This is a genomic window from Sorangium sp. So ce302, from assembly GCF_051530145.1.
GTDB lineage: Bacteria > Myxococcota_A > Polyangia > Polyangiales > Polyangiaceae > Sorangium > Sorangium cellulosum_B.
Genome location: NZ_CP150326.1, coordinates 280,483 through 294,446, shown reverse-complemented (window position 1 = coordinate 294,446; position 13,964 = coordinate 280,483). Strand labels below are relative to the sequence as shown.

Annotated in this window: 9 protein-coding genes; 8 read left to right on the top strand and 1 reads right to left on the bottom strand. The window is 71.5% G+C overall.

Going from position 1 to position 13,964, the window contains the following annotated elements; genetic code table 11:
• Positions 1 to 64: 64 nt before the first annotated feature.
• From WME73_RS01175 to WME73_RS01150, 6 genes are all read left to right on the top strand, one after another.
• The gene (locus WME73_RS01175; protein WP_437743702.1) at positions 65 to 703 is read left to right on the top strand and encodes a regulatory protein RecX; all 639 of its coding nucleotides are present in this window, start codon (positions 65 to 67) and stop codon (positions 701 to 703) included.
• 108 nt (positions 704 to 811) lie between these two features.
• On the top strand, positions 812 to 4,363 hold the full coding sequence (locus WME73_RS01170) for an ATP-binding protein (protein WP_437914483.1): 3,552 nt from the start codon (positions 812 to 814) through the stop codon (positions 4,361 to 4,363).
• Between the two features lie 67 nt (positions 4,364 to 4,430).
• A complete protein-coding gene (locus WME73_RS01165) occupies positions 4,431 to 4,847 on the top strand; it encodes a GAF domain-containing protein (protein ID WP_272097267.1) in 417 nt (138 codons plus the stop codon).
• A 180-nt stretch (positions 4,848 to 5,027) separates the two neighbouring features.
• Entirely contained in the window at positions 5,028 to 6,257 is a 1,230-nt protein-coding gene (locus WME73_RS01160) for a radical SAM protein (RefSeq protein WP_437914482.1), read from the top strand.
• A gap of 353 nt (positions 6,258 to 6,610) precedes the next feature.
• Positions 6,611 to 7,237: an L-2-amino-thiazoline-4-carboxylic acid hydrolase gene (locus WME73_RS01155; protein WP_437914481.1), complete on the top strand. Its 627-nt coding sequence runs from the start codon at positions 6,611 to 6,613 to the stop codon at positions 7,235 to 7,237.
• A 279-nt stretch (positions 7,238 to 7,516) separates the two neighbouring features.
• Complete coding sequence (locus WME73_RS01150) at positions 7,517 to 10,354, top strand: hypothetical protein (RefSeq protein WP_437914480.1); 2,838 nt, start codon at positions 7,517 to 7,519, stop codon at positions 10,352 to 10,354.
• Positions 10,355 to 10,409: 55 nt separating this feature from the next.
• Here the strand turns inward: WME73_RS01150 and WME73_RS01145 are convergent, their stop codons facing one another.
• The gene (locus WME73_RS01145) at positions 10,410 to 11,363 is read right to left on the bottom strand and encodes a S1 family peptidase (protein WP_437743697.1); all 954 of its coding nucleotides are present in this window, start codon (positions 11,361 to 11,363) and stop codon (positions 10,410 to 10,412) included.
• A 541-nt stretch (positions 11,364 to 11,904) separates the two neighbouring features.
• On the opposite strand from WME73_RS01145, the gene WME73_RS01140 reads away from it, so the two are divergent.
• Together WME73_RS01140 and WME73_RS01135 are read left to right on the top strand one after the other, a co-directional pair.
• Positions 11,905 to 13,353, top strand: coding sequence for a cytochrome P450 (locus WME73_RS01140; protein WP_437914479.1), 1,449 nt, complete (start codon positions 11,905 to 11,907; stop codon positions 13,351 to 13,353).
• 242 nt (positions 13,354 to 13,595) lie between these two features.
• Positions 13,596 to 13,853, top strand: coding sequence for a hypothetical protein (locus WME73_RS01135; protein WP_437859991.1), 258 nt, complete (start codon positions 13,596 to 13,598; stop codon positions 13,851 to 13,853).
• The last annotated feature ends 111 nt before the right edge of the window (positions 13,854 to 13,964 follow it).

Genomic DNA, 13,964 nt, shown 5'->3' with positions numbered 1-13,964 from the left:
CCGGGAGCAGGCGGGGTGAGCTGGCGCTTGCGGTCCGCGCGGGGTGCGCCATCGTCCCTCGTGCATGCCGATCATCACGGGAATCGCCCCCTCGCCTGACAAGCCTGGCCACGTCGTCATCCTGGTGGATGGGGTCCCCTTCGCCACGGTGCCCGAGCAGGCCGCCGCCGGCCTGACCCCCGGCCAGGAGAGCCCCGGGGCCGCGGCAGAGCCGCCGCGAAAGGCCGGCGAGGCCGCGCAGAAGACCTACGAGCGGGCGCTGCGGCTCCTGTCGTTCCGTGCGCGATCGGCCAGGGAGCTGGAGAAGCGCCTGATCGAGAAGGGCGAGCCCAGGGAGCACGTGACGACCGCGATCGAGCGCCTCACCTCGAGCGGGCTGCTCGACGACGCGCGCTTCGCGGAGGCCAAGGCGCGCTCCGGCATCGTGGGCAAGCCCCGGTCGCGCCGCAGGATCGAGCAGGACCTCGCCCGCAAAGGCGTCTCGCGCGACGTGGCGGACGCGGCCATACGGCAGGTCATGGCCGAGGAGGGAACGGACGAGTCCGCCGTGGCCGAGCGGGCGGCGCGCAAGAAGCTCCGCTCGCTCTCGGGGCTCGCTCCGGCGGAGCAACGGCAGAAGCTCTATGCTTTCCTCGCGCGCCAGGGCTATTCGCCCGACGTGGCGCGCCGGGCGCTGCGCGCGGTGCTCGACGCGCCGCCGTGAACGGCGCCGGCGCGCCGGCCCCTCCGCGGTGTACGGGCTCCCCTGAGCAGCCGAAACGCCCTGTTTTCTGCCCTTCTCCCGCCACCCACCGCACGCTACAAAGGGCCCATGTCGCTCGAGCTGGATGGCCTGCCGCCGGATCGCGCGGACGCTCGCGCGGTCCTCGCCGGCGGAGGCGAGATGGGCGCGCGCATGCGCGCGATCGACTGGTCGAAGACGCCGCTCGGGCCGGTCTCGTCGTGGCCGCAGAGCCTCAAGACGTGCGTGCGCATCGTCCTGACGTCGCGCCAGCCGATGTTCGTCTGGTGGGGCGACTCGCTCATCAATCTGTACAACGACGCCTACAAGTCGATCGTCGGCGGCAAGCACCCCGAGGCGCTCGGGCAGCCCGCGTCCGTCGTGTGGCGCGAGATCTGGGGCCAGGTCGGGCCGCGCGCCGCGTCCGCGATGCGCCGCGACGAGAGCACCTACGACGAGGCGCTCCTCCTCATCATGGAGCGGAACGGCTACCAGGAGGAGACGTATTACACGTTCTCCTACAGCCCTGTGCCGAACGATCAGGGCGGCACGGGCGGCATCCTCTGCGCCAATACCGACGACACGCGGCGAATCCTCGGAGAGCGGCAGCTCTCGCTCCTCCGCGACCTCGCGGCGCGGACCGCGCACGGGCGCTCGTGGGAAGACGTGTGCGCGCGCAGCGCGAGCTCGCTCGCGACCAACGCGAAGGATCTCCCGTTCGCGCTCCTCTACGTCGTCGACCCGGACCGGCGGCGCGTGCAGCTCGCGGGCAGCACCGGGTTCGAGCGGGGGCACGCCGCGGCCCCCGAGACGATCGCGCTCACGGACGAGTCGCCGTGGCCGCTCGCCGCGGTGCTGCGAGAGCACGAGTCCTGCCGCGTCGTCGAGATACCGACTCACCTCCGGGGTCTCCCCACCGGCGCATGGCAAAGGCCGCCGACGCGGGCGGCCGCGCTCGCGATCTCCCCTTCGGGCGAGACGGGGCGCGCCGGGGTCCTGATCGTCGGGCTGAATCCATTCCGCCTCTTCGACGACGATTACCGCGGCTTCCTCCACCTCGTCGCCGGCCAGATCTCGGCAAGCATCGCGAACGCGCAGGCGTACGAGGAGGAGAAGCGGCGGGCGGAGGCCCTCGCCGAGCTCGATCGCGCGAAGACCACGTTCTTCAGCAACGTGAGCCACGAGTTCCGCACGCCCCTCACACTGATGCTCGGGCCGCTCGAGGACGCCCTCGCGTCGGCGGAGCGGAGCCTGTCGGGCGCGGATCTCGAGACCGCGCACCGCAACGCGGTCCGGCTCCTCAAGCTGGTCAACGCGCTGCTCGACTTCTCGCGCATCGAGGCGGGCCGGATCCAGGCGTCGTATGAGCCGACCGATCTCTCCGCGCTCACCGCGGATCTCGCGAGCGCCTTCCGCTCGGCGATGGAGCGCGCGGGGCTCGCCTTCGAGGTCGATTGCCCGCCGCTGCCCGAGCCCATCTACGTCGATCACGACATGTGGGAGAAGATCGTTCTCAATCTCCTCTCGAACGCGCTCAAGTTCACGTTCGAGGGGACGGTCTCGATCGCGCTCCGCGCGCACGGCGATCGCGCCGACCTCACCGTGCGGGACACCGGGACGGGCATCCCGGATCGCGAGCTCTCGCACCTGTTCAAGCGGTTCCATCGGGTCCAGGGCGCGCGATCCCGCACGCACGAGGGGTCCGGGATCGGGCTCGCGCTCGTCCACGAGCTCGTCCGCCTCCACGGCGGGACCATCCACGTCACGAGCGAGCTCTCCGTGGGGACGTCGTTCACTGTCTCCCTGCCTCGCGGGGCCGGGCACCTGCCGAAGGACCGCGTGAACGCCGCGCGGACGCTGGCGTCGACGACGACGGGCGCAGCGCCTTATGTGCAGGAGGCGCTCCGCTGGCTGCCCCGCGCAGAGGGCGACTCGCCCCCCGGCGCAGAGGGTGACTCGCCCCCCGGCGCAGAGGGTGACTCGCCCCCCGGCGCAAAGGGTGACTCGCCCCCCGGCGCAGAGGGTGACTCGCCCCCCGGCGCAGAGGGTGACTCGCCCCCCGGCGCAGAGGGTGATAACGCCGTCGAGCACCTCGCCCCGGCGGCGTGGACATCGTCCGACGGCGCCGCGATCGCGGCCGGGCCGTCGGGGCGCGTCCTGCTCGCGGACGACAACGCCGATATGCGCGAGTACGTCGGGCGGGTGCTGCGCGAGCGCTGGACGGTCGAGGCCGTCGCCGACGGCGCCGAGGCGCTCGCGTCGGCGCGCCGCAGCCCGCCGGATCTCGTGCTCACCGACGTGATGATGCCGAACCTCGATGGCTTCGGCCTGCTCCGCGCGCTGCGCGCGGACGAGCGCACGAGGGGTGTCCCGGTCGTCATGCTCTCCGCGCGCGCCGGGGAGGAGTCGCGCGTCGAGGGGCTCGAGGCGGGCGCGGACGACTACCTCCCCAAGCCGTTCTCCGCGCGCGAGCTCGTCGCCCGCGTCGCCACGCACCTCCAGCTCGCCCGATTGCGGGCAGCGGCCGAGCGCGAGCGCGAGCGGCTGTACGACCTCTTCATGCAGGCGCCGGTCCCCATCGCGGTGTTCGCCGGCCCCGAGCACCGCTACGAGGTCGCGAACCCGCCGTACTGCGAGATGGTCGGCCGGCGGGACCTCGTCGGGAAGAGCGTGCGCGAGGCGTTCCCGGAGCTCGGCGAGCACGAGGCGATCGCGATGCTGGACCGCGCGCTCAAGGCCGGCCAGCCGCTGCGCATGACCGAGCTGACCATCCCCGTCCGGCGCGGCGGCGCGGTGGACGAGGCCGTCTTCAACTACGTCGCTCAGCCCATCCGCGACCCCTCCGGCGCCGTCTCGGGCGTCATGGTGGTCGCCTTCGAGATCACCGATCAGGTGCTCGCGCGGCGCCGCATCGAGCAGCTGAGCCAGCACCGAGAGGAGCTCATTGCAGCGCTCGCGAAGACGAACCAGGAGCTCGACCAGTTCGCTTACGTCGCCTCGCACGACCTCAAGGCGCCCCTCCGGGGAATCGCGAACCTGTCCGAGTGGATCGAGGAGTCGCTTGCGGGGAAGCTGGACGGCGCGACGCAGGAGTACATCCACCTCCTGCGCGGGCGCGTGCGCCGCCTCGAGGCGCTCATCGACGGGATCCTCCATTACTCGCGGGCAGGGCGCCTGCGCGGCGACGTGGTCAGCGTCGACACCGGCCATCTGCTCGCGGAGGTCGTCGAGCTGCTCTCGCCGCCCGAGGGGGCCCGGGTCGACATCGCGCCCGGGATGCCGACGATCGCCGCGGAGCGCGTCCCGATGCAGCAGGTGTTCCAGAACCTCATCAGCAACGCCCTGAAGCACGCGCGCCGCAGCGACGCGCGCGTCGAGGTGACGTGGGAGGACGCCGGTGCCTACGTCGAGTTCGCCGTGAGCGACAACGGGCCCGGCATCGCGCCCGAGTACCACGAGCGCATCTGGGATCTCTTTCATACGCTCGAGTCGCGCGACAAGGTGGAAGGCACCGGGATAGGGCTCTCCGTCGTGAAGAAGATCGTGCAGAGCCGCGGAGGGAGCGTGTCCGTCTCGTCGCGCCCCGGCGCAGGAGCCACCTTCATCGTGCGCTGGCCCAAGCGGGTGAAGGACGAGGCCTGACGAATCCGGCGCGTCCCGCGAGCTGCCCCGGGTTGACGCAGGCCCCGCGACGGCCGAAGGTGCGAGCATGCATGCGCGCCGAGAGTCGTTGGAGCCGTGGCTTCGGAGCTTCGTCGCCGACAACGGGGGTATCGCTGGCACGGTGCACCTCGTCGAGGGCGATGCGCTCGCGCTGGCCGCCGCCGTGAACATCCCCGAGAAGGTGCAGGAGATCACGCGCCGCGTCCCGCGGGGCAAGGGGATGGCCGGGCTCGCCTGGGAGCGCGACCAGCCCGTGCAGACGTGCAACCTGCAGACGGACACGTCCGGCGACGTGCGGCCCGGGGCCAGGGCGGTCGCGGCGCAGGCGGCGGTGGCGCTGCCCGTGCGCGACGCCTCCGCGAGCGTGCGCGCCGTCGTGGGGATCGCGTTCGCCGGCGAGCGCGAGCTCGGTCAGGACGAGCTCGATCGGCTCGCGCAGGGCGCTGGCGCGCTGCCGGCCTGACAAGAGCGCTCCTGCGCCGGCCCACCTCGCTGCCCGCCGCAGCGCCGCGGCCCGCCGCAGCGCCGCTGTCCTACCGCGCCGCTGCCCACCGCAGCGCCGCTGCCCAGCTGCGCCGCCACGCCACCGCACCACAAGGCCCTTGTTTTTCGCGGCTGCGATGCTAGCGATGCCCGCTCTCCCATGGAGACGAACGGACGCAGCGCCCCGAAAGCCGCGATCGACGCTCCGCTCGACGCGCGCGATCTGGACGCCCGCCCGCACGTCCGCGTGGAGGACCTCGTGCGCGGCGCCGCGAACGAGCCCGCGTGCGAGCGCGCCGCGGCCGGGCCTGGCGAGGGCGGCGCCATGGGCGAGCCCCTCACGGCGAAGCTCGCCCGCCGCACCGTGCCGGGCGCGCTCTACGAGCCCGGTCCCGAGCAGGGGTATCTCCGGTGCACCGCGTGCGCGCACCGCTGCGTCCTCGCGCCGGGGCGCGCGGGCGCGTGCGGGATCCGCTTCGAGAAGGACGGCGAGCTGCGCGTCCCGTTCGGCTACGTCGCGCGCCATTACGTGCGCTCGGTCGAGACGAACACGATCTTCCATGTGCGCCCCGGCGCGAGGTCCCTCACCTTCGGGATGTTCGGGTGCGACCTGCGCTGTCCTTATTGCCAGAACTGGAAGGTCTCCCAGGCCCTCCGCGAGCCGGAGGGCGACGGCGAGCCCATCGACATCAGCGCCGCGGATCTCGTCGAGGTGGCCGTCGCGGCGGGCTGCGGGGTGCTCGCGAGCGCCTACAACGAGCCGATGATCACCGCCGAGTGGGCGCGCGCCGTCTTCGCCGAGGCGCAGCGGCGGGGGCTCGTCACGGCGCTCATCTCGGATGGCAACACGACGCCCGAGGCGCTCGCGTACATGCGCCCGGTCGCCGACGTGTTCCGCGTCGACCTGAAGGGGTGGAGCGCGGATCAATACCGGACGCTCGGCGGCCGCGTCGAGCCGGTGCTCGCGGCGATCGGCGAGGCCCGGCGCCTCGGCTACTGGGTCGAGGTCGTGACGCTCGTCGTCCCCGGCTTCAACGACAAGGCGGCCGGCCTCCGCGCCCTCGGCGCCGAGATCGCCGGGGTCGACCCCGACATCCCCTGGCACCTCAACGCCTTCTACCCGCGTTACAAGATGCGCGATCGCATGACGACCGACCCGGCGTTCCTCGTGGACGTGGCGGGCGTCGCCTACGCGCGGGGGATGAAGTACGTCTACGTCAGCAACGTGGCCGACCGCGTCCGTGAGCTCTCGCATACACGCTGCCCCGCCTGCCACGAGGTCGTTGTGCGGCGGTTCAACTACGAGACGCAGGAGGTCCTCCTCTCCGGCGGCGCGTGCCCTTCCTGCGGGACGCGCGTGCCCGGGCTGTGGGGACCGGCAGCGCCGTAGCGCCGCACAGGCGGACGCCCGGCTCCTGCCGAGCCCGCGAGCGCATCGCCGCCCGGGAGCCGACTGGGCCTGTTGCTGAGAGGTTTCTGCCTCATTTCACCAGACGCCCTGTCCGGTGCTCCACGCATCCCGGTAGAGCCATATTGCGTCCCTACCGAACTCCCCCGATCGCAGGAGCATCGCTGACCCTCTGGCCGCACAGGCCGGCTGGAACAGGCTCCGCCCGCTGATCGGACTGGCCTGCTGGCCGGCCAGTCGATTGGCCGGCCAGCAGGCCACGTCAGCCGGCCAATCCGATCACAGAGCTCCCACATGGAGGCTTGCCGCGGCGACGCATGTGGTAAATTTCCAGCATGTCGTCGCCGTCCGAACGTCTCGCGCAGATCCTTGCGGAAGGCCGAGTCATCGCGACGCGCGAGCTCGGCGAAGCGTGTGCGGCGGAGCTCCACACGCACGCCAAGCAGCGGTATCTCGCGCTGGAGGCGACGATGCCGCAGTTCCGGAGCAGCACGAATCGCAAGCTCTTCGAGCTCGGCCCGCCGGTGCTCGCGATCTACGAGGCGCTCCTGCACGACCTCGGCGTGGATCGGGAGCCGGCCCTGCGCATCGCCGAGGACATGCTGCTGGCCTTCTACCGCAAGCAGCTGAACCGGAGCCCGCTCCTCGGCGCCGCCATGGATGTGATGTTCCGGCTGAAACCAGCGCGGGGCCTGCTCATGATGAGCCTGCGCGCGGACGAGCCGGAGGGCATCCGCTTCGACGAGGCCAGCGGCACCGGCGCGCTCCTGGCCTTCGACGTGCGCGCGTGCCCGATCGTGGCGTTCGCGCGGCGGCACGGCGCGCCGGAGATCGTCCCCATGATCTGCCGCCTCGACGACCTCAAGGTGAAAGAGCTCCACGGCATCGAGCTCCGCCGCACGGGCACACTCGGCACGGGCGCCGAGCGGTGCGACTTCCGGTACGTGACGGCGAAGAAGTAGCGTCGCGCTCCGCGGCCGGCGCAGAGCGCACATGGGCTCACCACCCGTCGCTCGGGTGCGCCGGTGGGCTGCGCGCGTCGCCATTCAATGCTTGCCTCATGACGCGCTGCACCCCTGAAAAGGGTCATGATCGTGAGGCGGTGTACGACGTGCGCCGCGCGCATTTCAACATTGAAACATAAATGCTCTTTCCTGGATCCCCAAAGAGCGTGTCCGTGTTAGTTGTTGAATGATCACTCGATCCCCGATCGCCTGAAGTCGCTTTCTCGAGGAGGTCATATGAAGTCATCGTTCGCCCTGCGAAGGGTCGCTGGCGGCCTTTTGTCCGCCGCGGCGTCGTCTCTTGTCCTCGCGGCCAGCGCCCCCGCCCTGGCCGAGCCGTCAACCACGCTCTTCGAGAGCGGGCAGGTGCGCCCGCTCGCGCTCTCTCCCAGCGGAAACCTGCTCTTTGCGCTCAACACGCCGGATGGCCGCCTCGAGGTCTTCCGCGTCCATCACGGCGCGCTGGTCCACCGGAGCTCGATACCGGTCGGGCTGGATCCGGTCGCCGTGGCGGCGCGGAGCGACACCGAGGTGTGGGTCGTGAACCACCTGTCCGACAGCGTCAGCGTCGTCGCGCTGTCCCCTGGCGGATACGGCGGCCGCGTCGAGCGCACGCTGCTCGTGGGCGATGAGCCGAGAGACATCGTATTTGCGGGCCCCGGGCGGCGCCGCGCGTTCATCACGGCGGCGCACCGCGGCCAGAACAACCCGAACGATCCCGAGCTCACCACGCCGGGCGTGGGCCGGGCCGACGTCTGGGTGTTCGACGCGAACCACCTGGGCTCGTCGCTCGGCGGCGAGCCGCTCGTGATCCTCACCCTCTTCACCGACACGCCGCGCGCGCTCGCCGCCACGCCCGACGGCGCGCGCGTCTACGCCGCCGGCTTCCACTCGGGCAACCGGAGCACCGTCGTCACCGAGCTGCTCGTGCCCGACGGCGGCGCGGCGAACGGCGGCTCGCCGGGCCCGATGACCAACGCGTTCGGCGACCTGGCGCCCGAGGTCAGCCTCATCGTGAAGTTCGACGGCGCGCACTGGGTCGACGAGCTCGGCCGCACCTGGGACGACACGGTGCGGCTCTCGCTGCCCGACAAGGACGTGTTCGCCATCAACGCCATGGCGAACCCCCCGCGGCCGATCGCCGGGCCCTCGGGCCATTTCACCGGCGTCGGGACGATCCTCTTCAACATGGTCGTCAACCCGGTGAACGGGAAGGTCTACGTCTCCAACACCGACGCGCGGAACGAGCAACGGTTCGAGGGCCCCGGCGTCTTCGCGGGGCAGAGCCTGCGGGGCCACCTCCACGAGAGCCGGATCACGGTGCTCCGCCCCGGCAACGCCCCCCCGCGCGTCGCGCCGCGGCACCTCAACAAACACATCGATTACTCGGCCTGCTGCGCCCCCACGCCGAACGCCGAGAGCGAGGCGAGCCTGGCCCAGCCGGTCGACATGGCCGTCACCAGCGACGGCGCGACGCTCTACGTGGCCGCGCTCGGGTCGAGCAAGGTCGGCGTTCTCGGCACGGCCGCGCTCGAGAGCGACACGTTCGTGCCCGACGCTTCCGACCACATCGAGGTGAGCGGCGGCGGCCCGTCGGGGCTCGCGCTCGACGAGGCGCGAGGCCAGCTGTTCGTGCTGACCCGCTTCGACAACTCCATCTCGATCGTCGACACCGCGACCCGGGCCGAGACAGCGCACGTCGCGATGTACAGCCCCGAGCCGCCGAGCGTCGCGCTCGGGCGGAGCTTCCTCTACGACGCGCGCACGAGCTCGGCGCACGGCGACTCCTCGTGCGCGAGCTGCCATATCTTCGGCGACTTCGACAGCCTCGGGTGGGATCTCGGCAATCCGGACGAGCCGGTCACGACCAACCCGGGCCCCTTCGTCGGCCCGCTGCTCAACCTCTTCACGCAGCAGCCGATGCCCCAGGAGTTCCACCCGATGAAGGGCCCGACCACGACCCAGAGCCTGCGCGGCATGGCCAACCACGGCCCCATGCACTGGCGCGGCGATCGCACCGGCGGCAACGACGCGCCCACCGCGCAGCCGGACAGCGGCTCGTTCGACGAGCGCGCCGCGTTCATGAAGTTCCAGGCCGGCTTCACCGACCTCCTCGGCCGGAGCGGCCCGATCCCGGCCGCCTCCATGGAGGCGTTCGCGGACTTCATCCTGCAGGTGACCTATCCGCCCAACCCGATCCGCCGCCTGGACAACTCGCTCACGCCGGATCAGCAGGCCGGGCGCGACACCTTCGTGAGCGGCAACCTGGACGGCACCGCCATCTGCAATGGCTGTCACGTCCTCGATCCGGAGGGCAATCCCGGCGTCGACAAGCCGGGATTCTTCGGAGCGAACGGCAACATGACGTTCGACTTCCAGCCGCAGCTCATCAAGACGCCGCACCTGCGCAACATGTACCAGAAGGTCGGGATGTTCGGGATGGCCGCCCCGCTGTTCGGCATCCTGCCCGGCGACAACGATCCCAAGGGCGACCAGGTGCGGGGGTTCGGCTTCCTGCACGACGGCAGCTTCGACACGCTGTTCCGGTTCTTCCGCGGGATGGGCTTCTCGCCGTTCACCGGCTTCACCAACCAGTTCGGCACGTTCCCGGACAACCCGAACGGCCTGCCGGACTCGCCGGCGGGCGACGCGGTCCGCCGGCAGCTCGAGTCGTTCCTGCTCGCCTTCGACTCGAACGTCGCCCCGATCGTCGGCCAGCAGGTCACGCTCACGCCCGGCAACCAGGCCGCCGCCGATCCGCGCGTCGATCTCCTGATCGCCAGGGCGGACGCCGGCGAGTGTGATCTCGTGGCGAAGAGCCACCTGACCTTGCAGGAGATCGGCTTCCTTCACACCGGAGCAGGGCAGTTCGTCGCCGACCGGATGGCGCTGCCGCCGATCCCGGACGCGGTGCTCCGCCAGATCGCCCTCGCGACGGGGCGACCCCTGACCTACACGTGCACGCCGCCGGGCTCCGGCTACCGCATCGGCCTCGATCGCGACGAGGACGGCTTCCTCGACGGCGACGAGCGGAGCGCCGGCAGCGACCCGGCGGACCCGGCCGACACGCCCTGAGCTCCGCCTCGCGGCGCGGCGCGCGGCCGGCGCTCGCTGGCCCTCACCTGTCCCGTCATCGCACCTGCACGCCGGCGCGGAGCGCGCAGTCCGGGTCGGCCGGGAACGCGCAGGCGAGGGCGCACACCCCATCTTGGCCGCAGTGGAGATCGGCGCAATCGGGGTCGACGATCTCGGGCCCGACGTCACACGCCGCCTCGCAGAGGCCGTCCGCGCGGCACGGGTTGTCCGCCTCGAACTCGTCGATCGTCGGCTGGATGAACTGATATATCTGGTCGAGATCGGTGCGCGCCTGCACCCCGTCCAGCGTGCAGGGGTCGTCGCCGAACGAGGTCACGCCGGCGTGGCGCTCGACGCCCCCGCGCACGAGGAACGCCGGACCTCCGGAGTCGCCGGCGCACGTGTTCATGTCGGGGACCTGGTAATAGAACTGGGTCGCGTCGATCGTCCCCGGCGTCCCGCCGACCTGGGCGGGGCCGACGGCCACGATAGGGAACGTCACGGCGCGGCGCATGCCGAACCCCGTCCCCGCGACGCCGTCGGAGACACCGTAACCGACAAAGGTGTAGTCCGGCCCGACGTACCAGGTGGTATTCTCCATCGATTCGCGCAGGAGGGGCGCGGGCTGCACGGGCGCGTCGCTCTCCAGCTCGAGGAGGGTGAGGTCGTTCTGGAGGCTTGCGGGATCGAAGGCGGGGTGCCTCCGCGACGTCTCGATCCGCACGCTCTCCGACCGCCGCCCGAGGGTCGGGCCGAAGAAGACGCGCGTGAGCGCGCCGTGGCAGTGTCCCGCGGTGATCACGGTGCGCCGCGAGATGACGGTCCCGCTGCAGTACGCCCGGTTCCGATTGCCCACGCCCACGACATAGGCGTGCGTCGTGTCCACAGCGCCTCCAACGATGCGCTGCCGGGACGTGAGCAATGGCTGCTCGCCGTCGCCCGCGGGAGGTGCGTCCGCGCAGCCGAGCCCTCCGAGGCACAGGATCGCGATCGGGATGGCATTCTTCATACTGCAACCTTTCCGTCCAGAAATGGTGTCCAGAGCGGCGGATTGCGGAGGCGCCCGCGGTTCGGCGCCGCTCGGACCCGCGGGCGCGCGGGGGGCATAACAAGCGCAGTGCCAGCGCCATGCTCGGCGAGCGCGCGAGTCGGCCGCGGGGCGCGGCGGGGAGTCCTGGAATGGCGCGCGAGCGGGGGGATCTCGTCGGGGCGAGCACGGCAGGAGGGACGGCGCGGACGTTCGCTCCGCTCCGGAGAGGGCATGGCGCCGCGGTCGCGGCCCTCGCGCGCTCTCCGATGCCACGATAGCGGAGGACCGGGGGCGGGGCAGCGGCCGCCACCAAGCTCCCCCGCTCGTCGATCCGCGGCCGGCGTGCCGCCTTCGTCACGCGCCCGCTCGCCCAGGGGCGCCTCGCCGCCGTGCTCGCGATGCCGGCGCGTGACGAAGGCGGCGCGCCGGCGAGCGCCCACGCACACGCCAGGACGAGCTACGTTACACCTCGACCGCGGCGGCGCCGGCGCTGACCGCTTTCGCTCTCTGAGAGGAGACCATGGAGACCGCCAGAGCAGAAGTCGCCCCTTCAGCGGGCATGCGCGATCTATCGACGCTCCCGGGACCCCGGAGGCTGCCGCTGCTCGGCAACCTCCTCGAGATCCGGCCGACCCAGTTCCACCTCACGCTCGAGGGCTGGAACCGCAGGTATGGCGATCTCTACACCTTCTGGCTCGGCCGCACGCCGGTCGTCGTCGTCGGCAGCGCCGAGCTCGTCCAGCGCATCCTGCGCGAGAGGCCGAAGGAGTTCCGCCGCTGGAGCCCGCTGCAGGAGCTCATCGACGAGATGGGCTTCGGCGGCGTCTTCTCGGCCGAGGGCGACCAGTGGACGCGGCAGCGGCGGCTCGTGATGAGCGCGTTCACCGCCGGACAGCTGCGCGAGAGCCACGGCACGCTCTCCACGATCACCCGCCGGCTCCGGGAGCGATGGCGCGCCTCGGCCGCGCGGGGGGCGCCGGTCGACGCGCGGCGAGACCTCGCCCGTTACACGGTGGATGTCACCACCGCGGTGGCGTTCGGCCTCGACATGAACCTCATCGAGCGCGGCACCGACCCCCTGTCGCACCAGCTCGAGACGGTCTTCGCGGCGCTCAACCGCCGCGTCTTCGCGCCATTCCCGTACTGGCGGCACGTCAAGCTGCCCGCCGATCGGGCCCTCGATCAGGCGCTCTCGGAGGTGCGCACGCGGATGCTGGGCATCCTCCGGACGACGCGCGCGGAGCTCGACAGGGATCCGGCGCGGGCCGCGGCGCCTCGCTCGCTGCTGGAGGCATTGCTCGTGGCGCGCGACGCCGACGACCCGAAGGCGCGGCTGTCGGAGCAGGAGGTGCTCGGCAACGTGCTCACGCTGCTGCTCGCCGGGGAGGACACGACGGCCGACACGATGGCCTGGATGCTCCACTTCATGGCCCTGCGCCCGGACGTACAAGCACGGATGCGGGCCGAGGTCGACGCCGAGCTCGGCGACGCGGACCTGCCCGAGGGCCCAGAGCACGCGCAGCGGCTGCGCTATCTCGGGGCGGTGGCGCAGGAGACGCTGCGCCTGAAGTCCGCGGCGCCGATCCTGTTCATGGAAGCCTGCGCGGACACGGTGGTCGGCCCGCTGCGGCTCGCGGCGGGGACGCGGATGATCCTGCTGACGCGGCAGATCGCCCTGAAGGAGGAGCACTTCCACGACGCGGCCTCGTTCGTGCCCGAGCGCTGGCTGACCCCGCGGCCGGCGGGCGCCGGCAAGCACGACCCGCGCGCCGCCCTCGCCTTCGGCAGCGGCCCGCGGGTCTGCCCCGGGCGCGCGCTCTCGATGGTCGAGAGCGCCATGGTGGGCGCCATGGTCGCGCGCGACTTCGATGTATCGCTGGTCGACCCGGCGCGGCCCGTGAAGGAGCTCCTCGGGTTCACGATGAAGCCGGAAGGGCTGTTCGTCCGCTTCACCCCCCGCCGCCGCTGACGCCCCATCGAGCCTCGTTCCGGGGCCATGGTGGGGTTGATCCCATCGAGAAAGACGCCCTGAGCCCATCGGGACAAGACGTGTTTACCTCTGTCAAAGCCGCGAAGCTGCGCTACCTCCTGGTCCTCGGTGTCGCCGTCGTTTCCTTCGCGCTCGGATGGTTTCTCAGGCCGTCCGTCCGCGTCGCTGGCTTTCCGGAGTTAGGGGAGCTGCAGCCGTTCACGAAGAGAGGCTGCACCAAGGTGGGAGTGCCGTTAACGGAGCTCGGGGCGTTCTCGGAGGCCTCGCTCCGCTACTCGCCCGGCGACAGCGCCCGGCTCCAGGTGGTGGCCTTCCGCCGCGCAGGCCCGGACGCGGAGCTGCTGCAGCTCGACGCGGGCGAATACGATGACGAGTTCGACGCCAGCGGGGAGGTGTTCAAGCTGCGCTGGGATGCCACCAAGGGGTGGCAGGTCGACGACTGTCACGTGGTCGTCAGGTATTGGCCTGGAAGGCCCTGAGCCGGGCGTCGTGCTCATCCCGCCCAGCCGAGCGGGAGTCTCACGCGACCGACAACGATTTGCACACGACTGGCTCTCCCTACCGGTAAGTGCATGTTCTTTCCTGCCGCA

Bases quoted from the DNA above. Each gene is read 5' to 3' on its own strand.
- WME73_RS01170 (WP_437914483.1), top strand. From the start codon at position 812: ATGTCGCTCGAGCTGGATGGCCTGCCGCCGGATCGCGCGGACGCTCGC.
- WME73_RS01160 (WP_437914482.1), top strand. From the start codon at position 5,028: ATGGAGACGAACGGACGCAGCGCCCCGAAAGCCGCGATCGACGCTCCG.
- WME73_RS01155 (WP_437914481.1), top strand. From the start codon at position 6,611: ATGTCGTCGCCGTCCGAACGTCTCGCGCAGATCCTTGCGGAAGGCCGA.
- WME73_RS01145 (WP_437743697.1), bottom strand. From the start codon at position 11,363: ATGAAGAATGCCATCCCGATCGCGATCCTGTGCCTCGGAGGGCTCGGC.
- WME73_RS01150 (WP_437914480.1), top strand. From the start codon at position 7,517: ATGAAGTCATCGTTCGCCCTGCGAAGGGTCGCTGGCGGCCTTTTGTCC.
- WME73_RS01140 (WP_437914479.1), top strand. From the start codon at position 11,905: ATGGAGACCGCCAGAGCAGAAGTCGCCCCTTCAGCGGGCATGCGCGAT.
- WME73_RS01165 (WP_272097267.1), top strand. From the start codon at position 4,431: ATGCATGCGCGCCGAGAGTCGTTGGAGCCGTGGCTTCGGAGCTTCGTC.
- WME73_RS01175 (WP_437743702.1), top strand. From the start codon at position 65: ATGCCGATCATCACGGGAATCGCCCCCTCGCCTGACAAGCCTGGCCAC.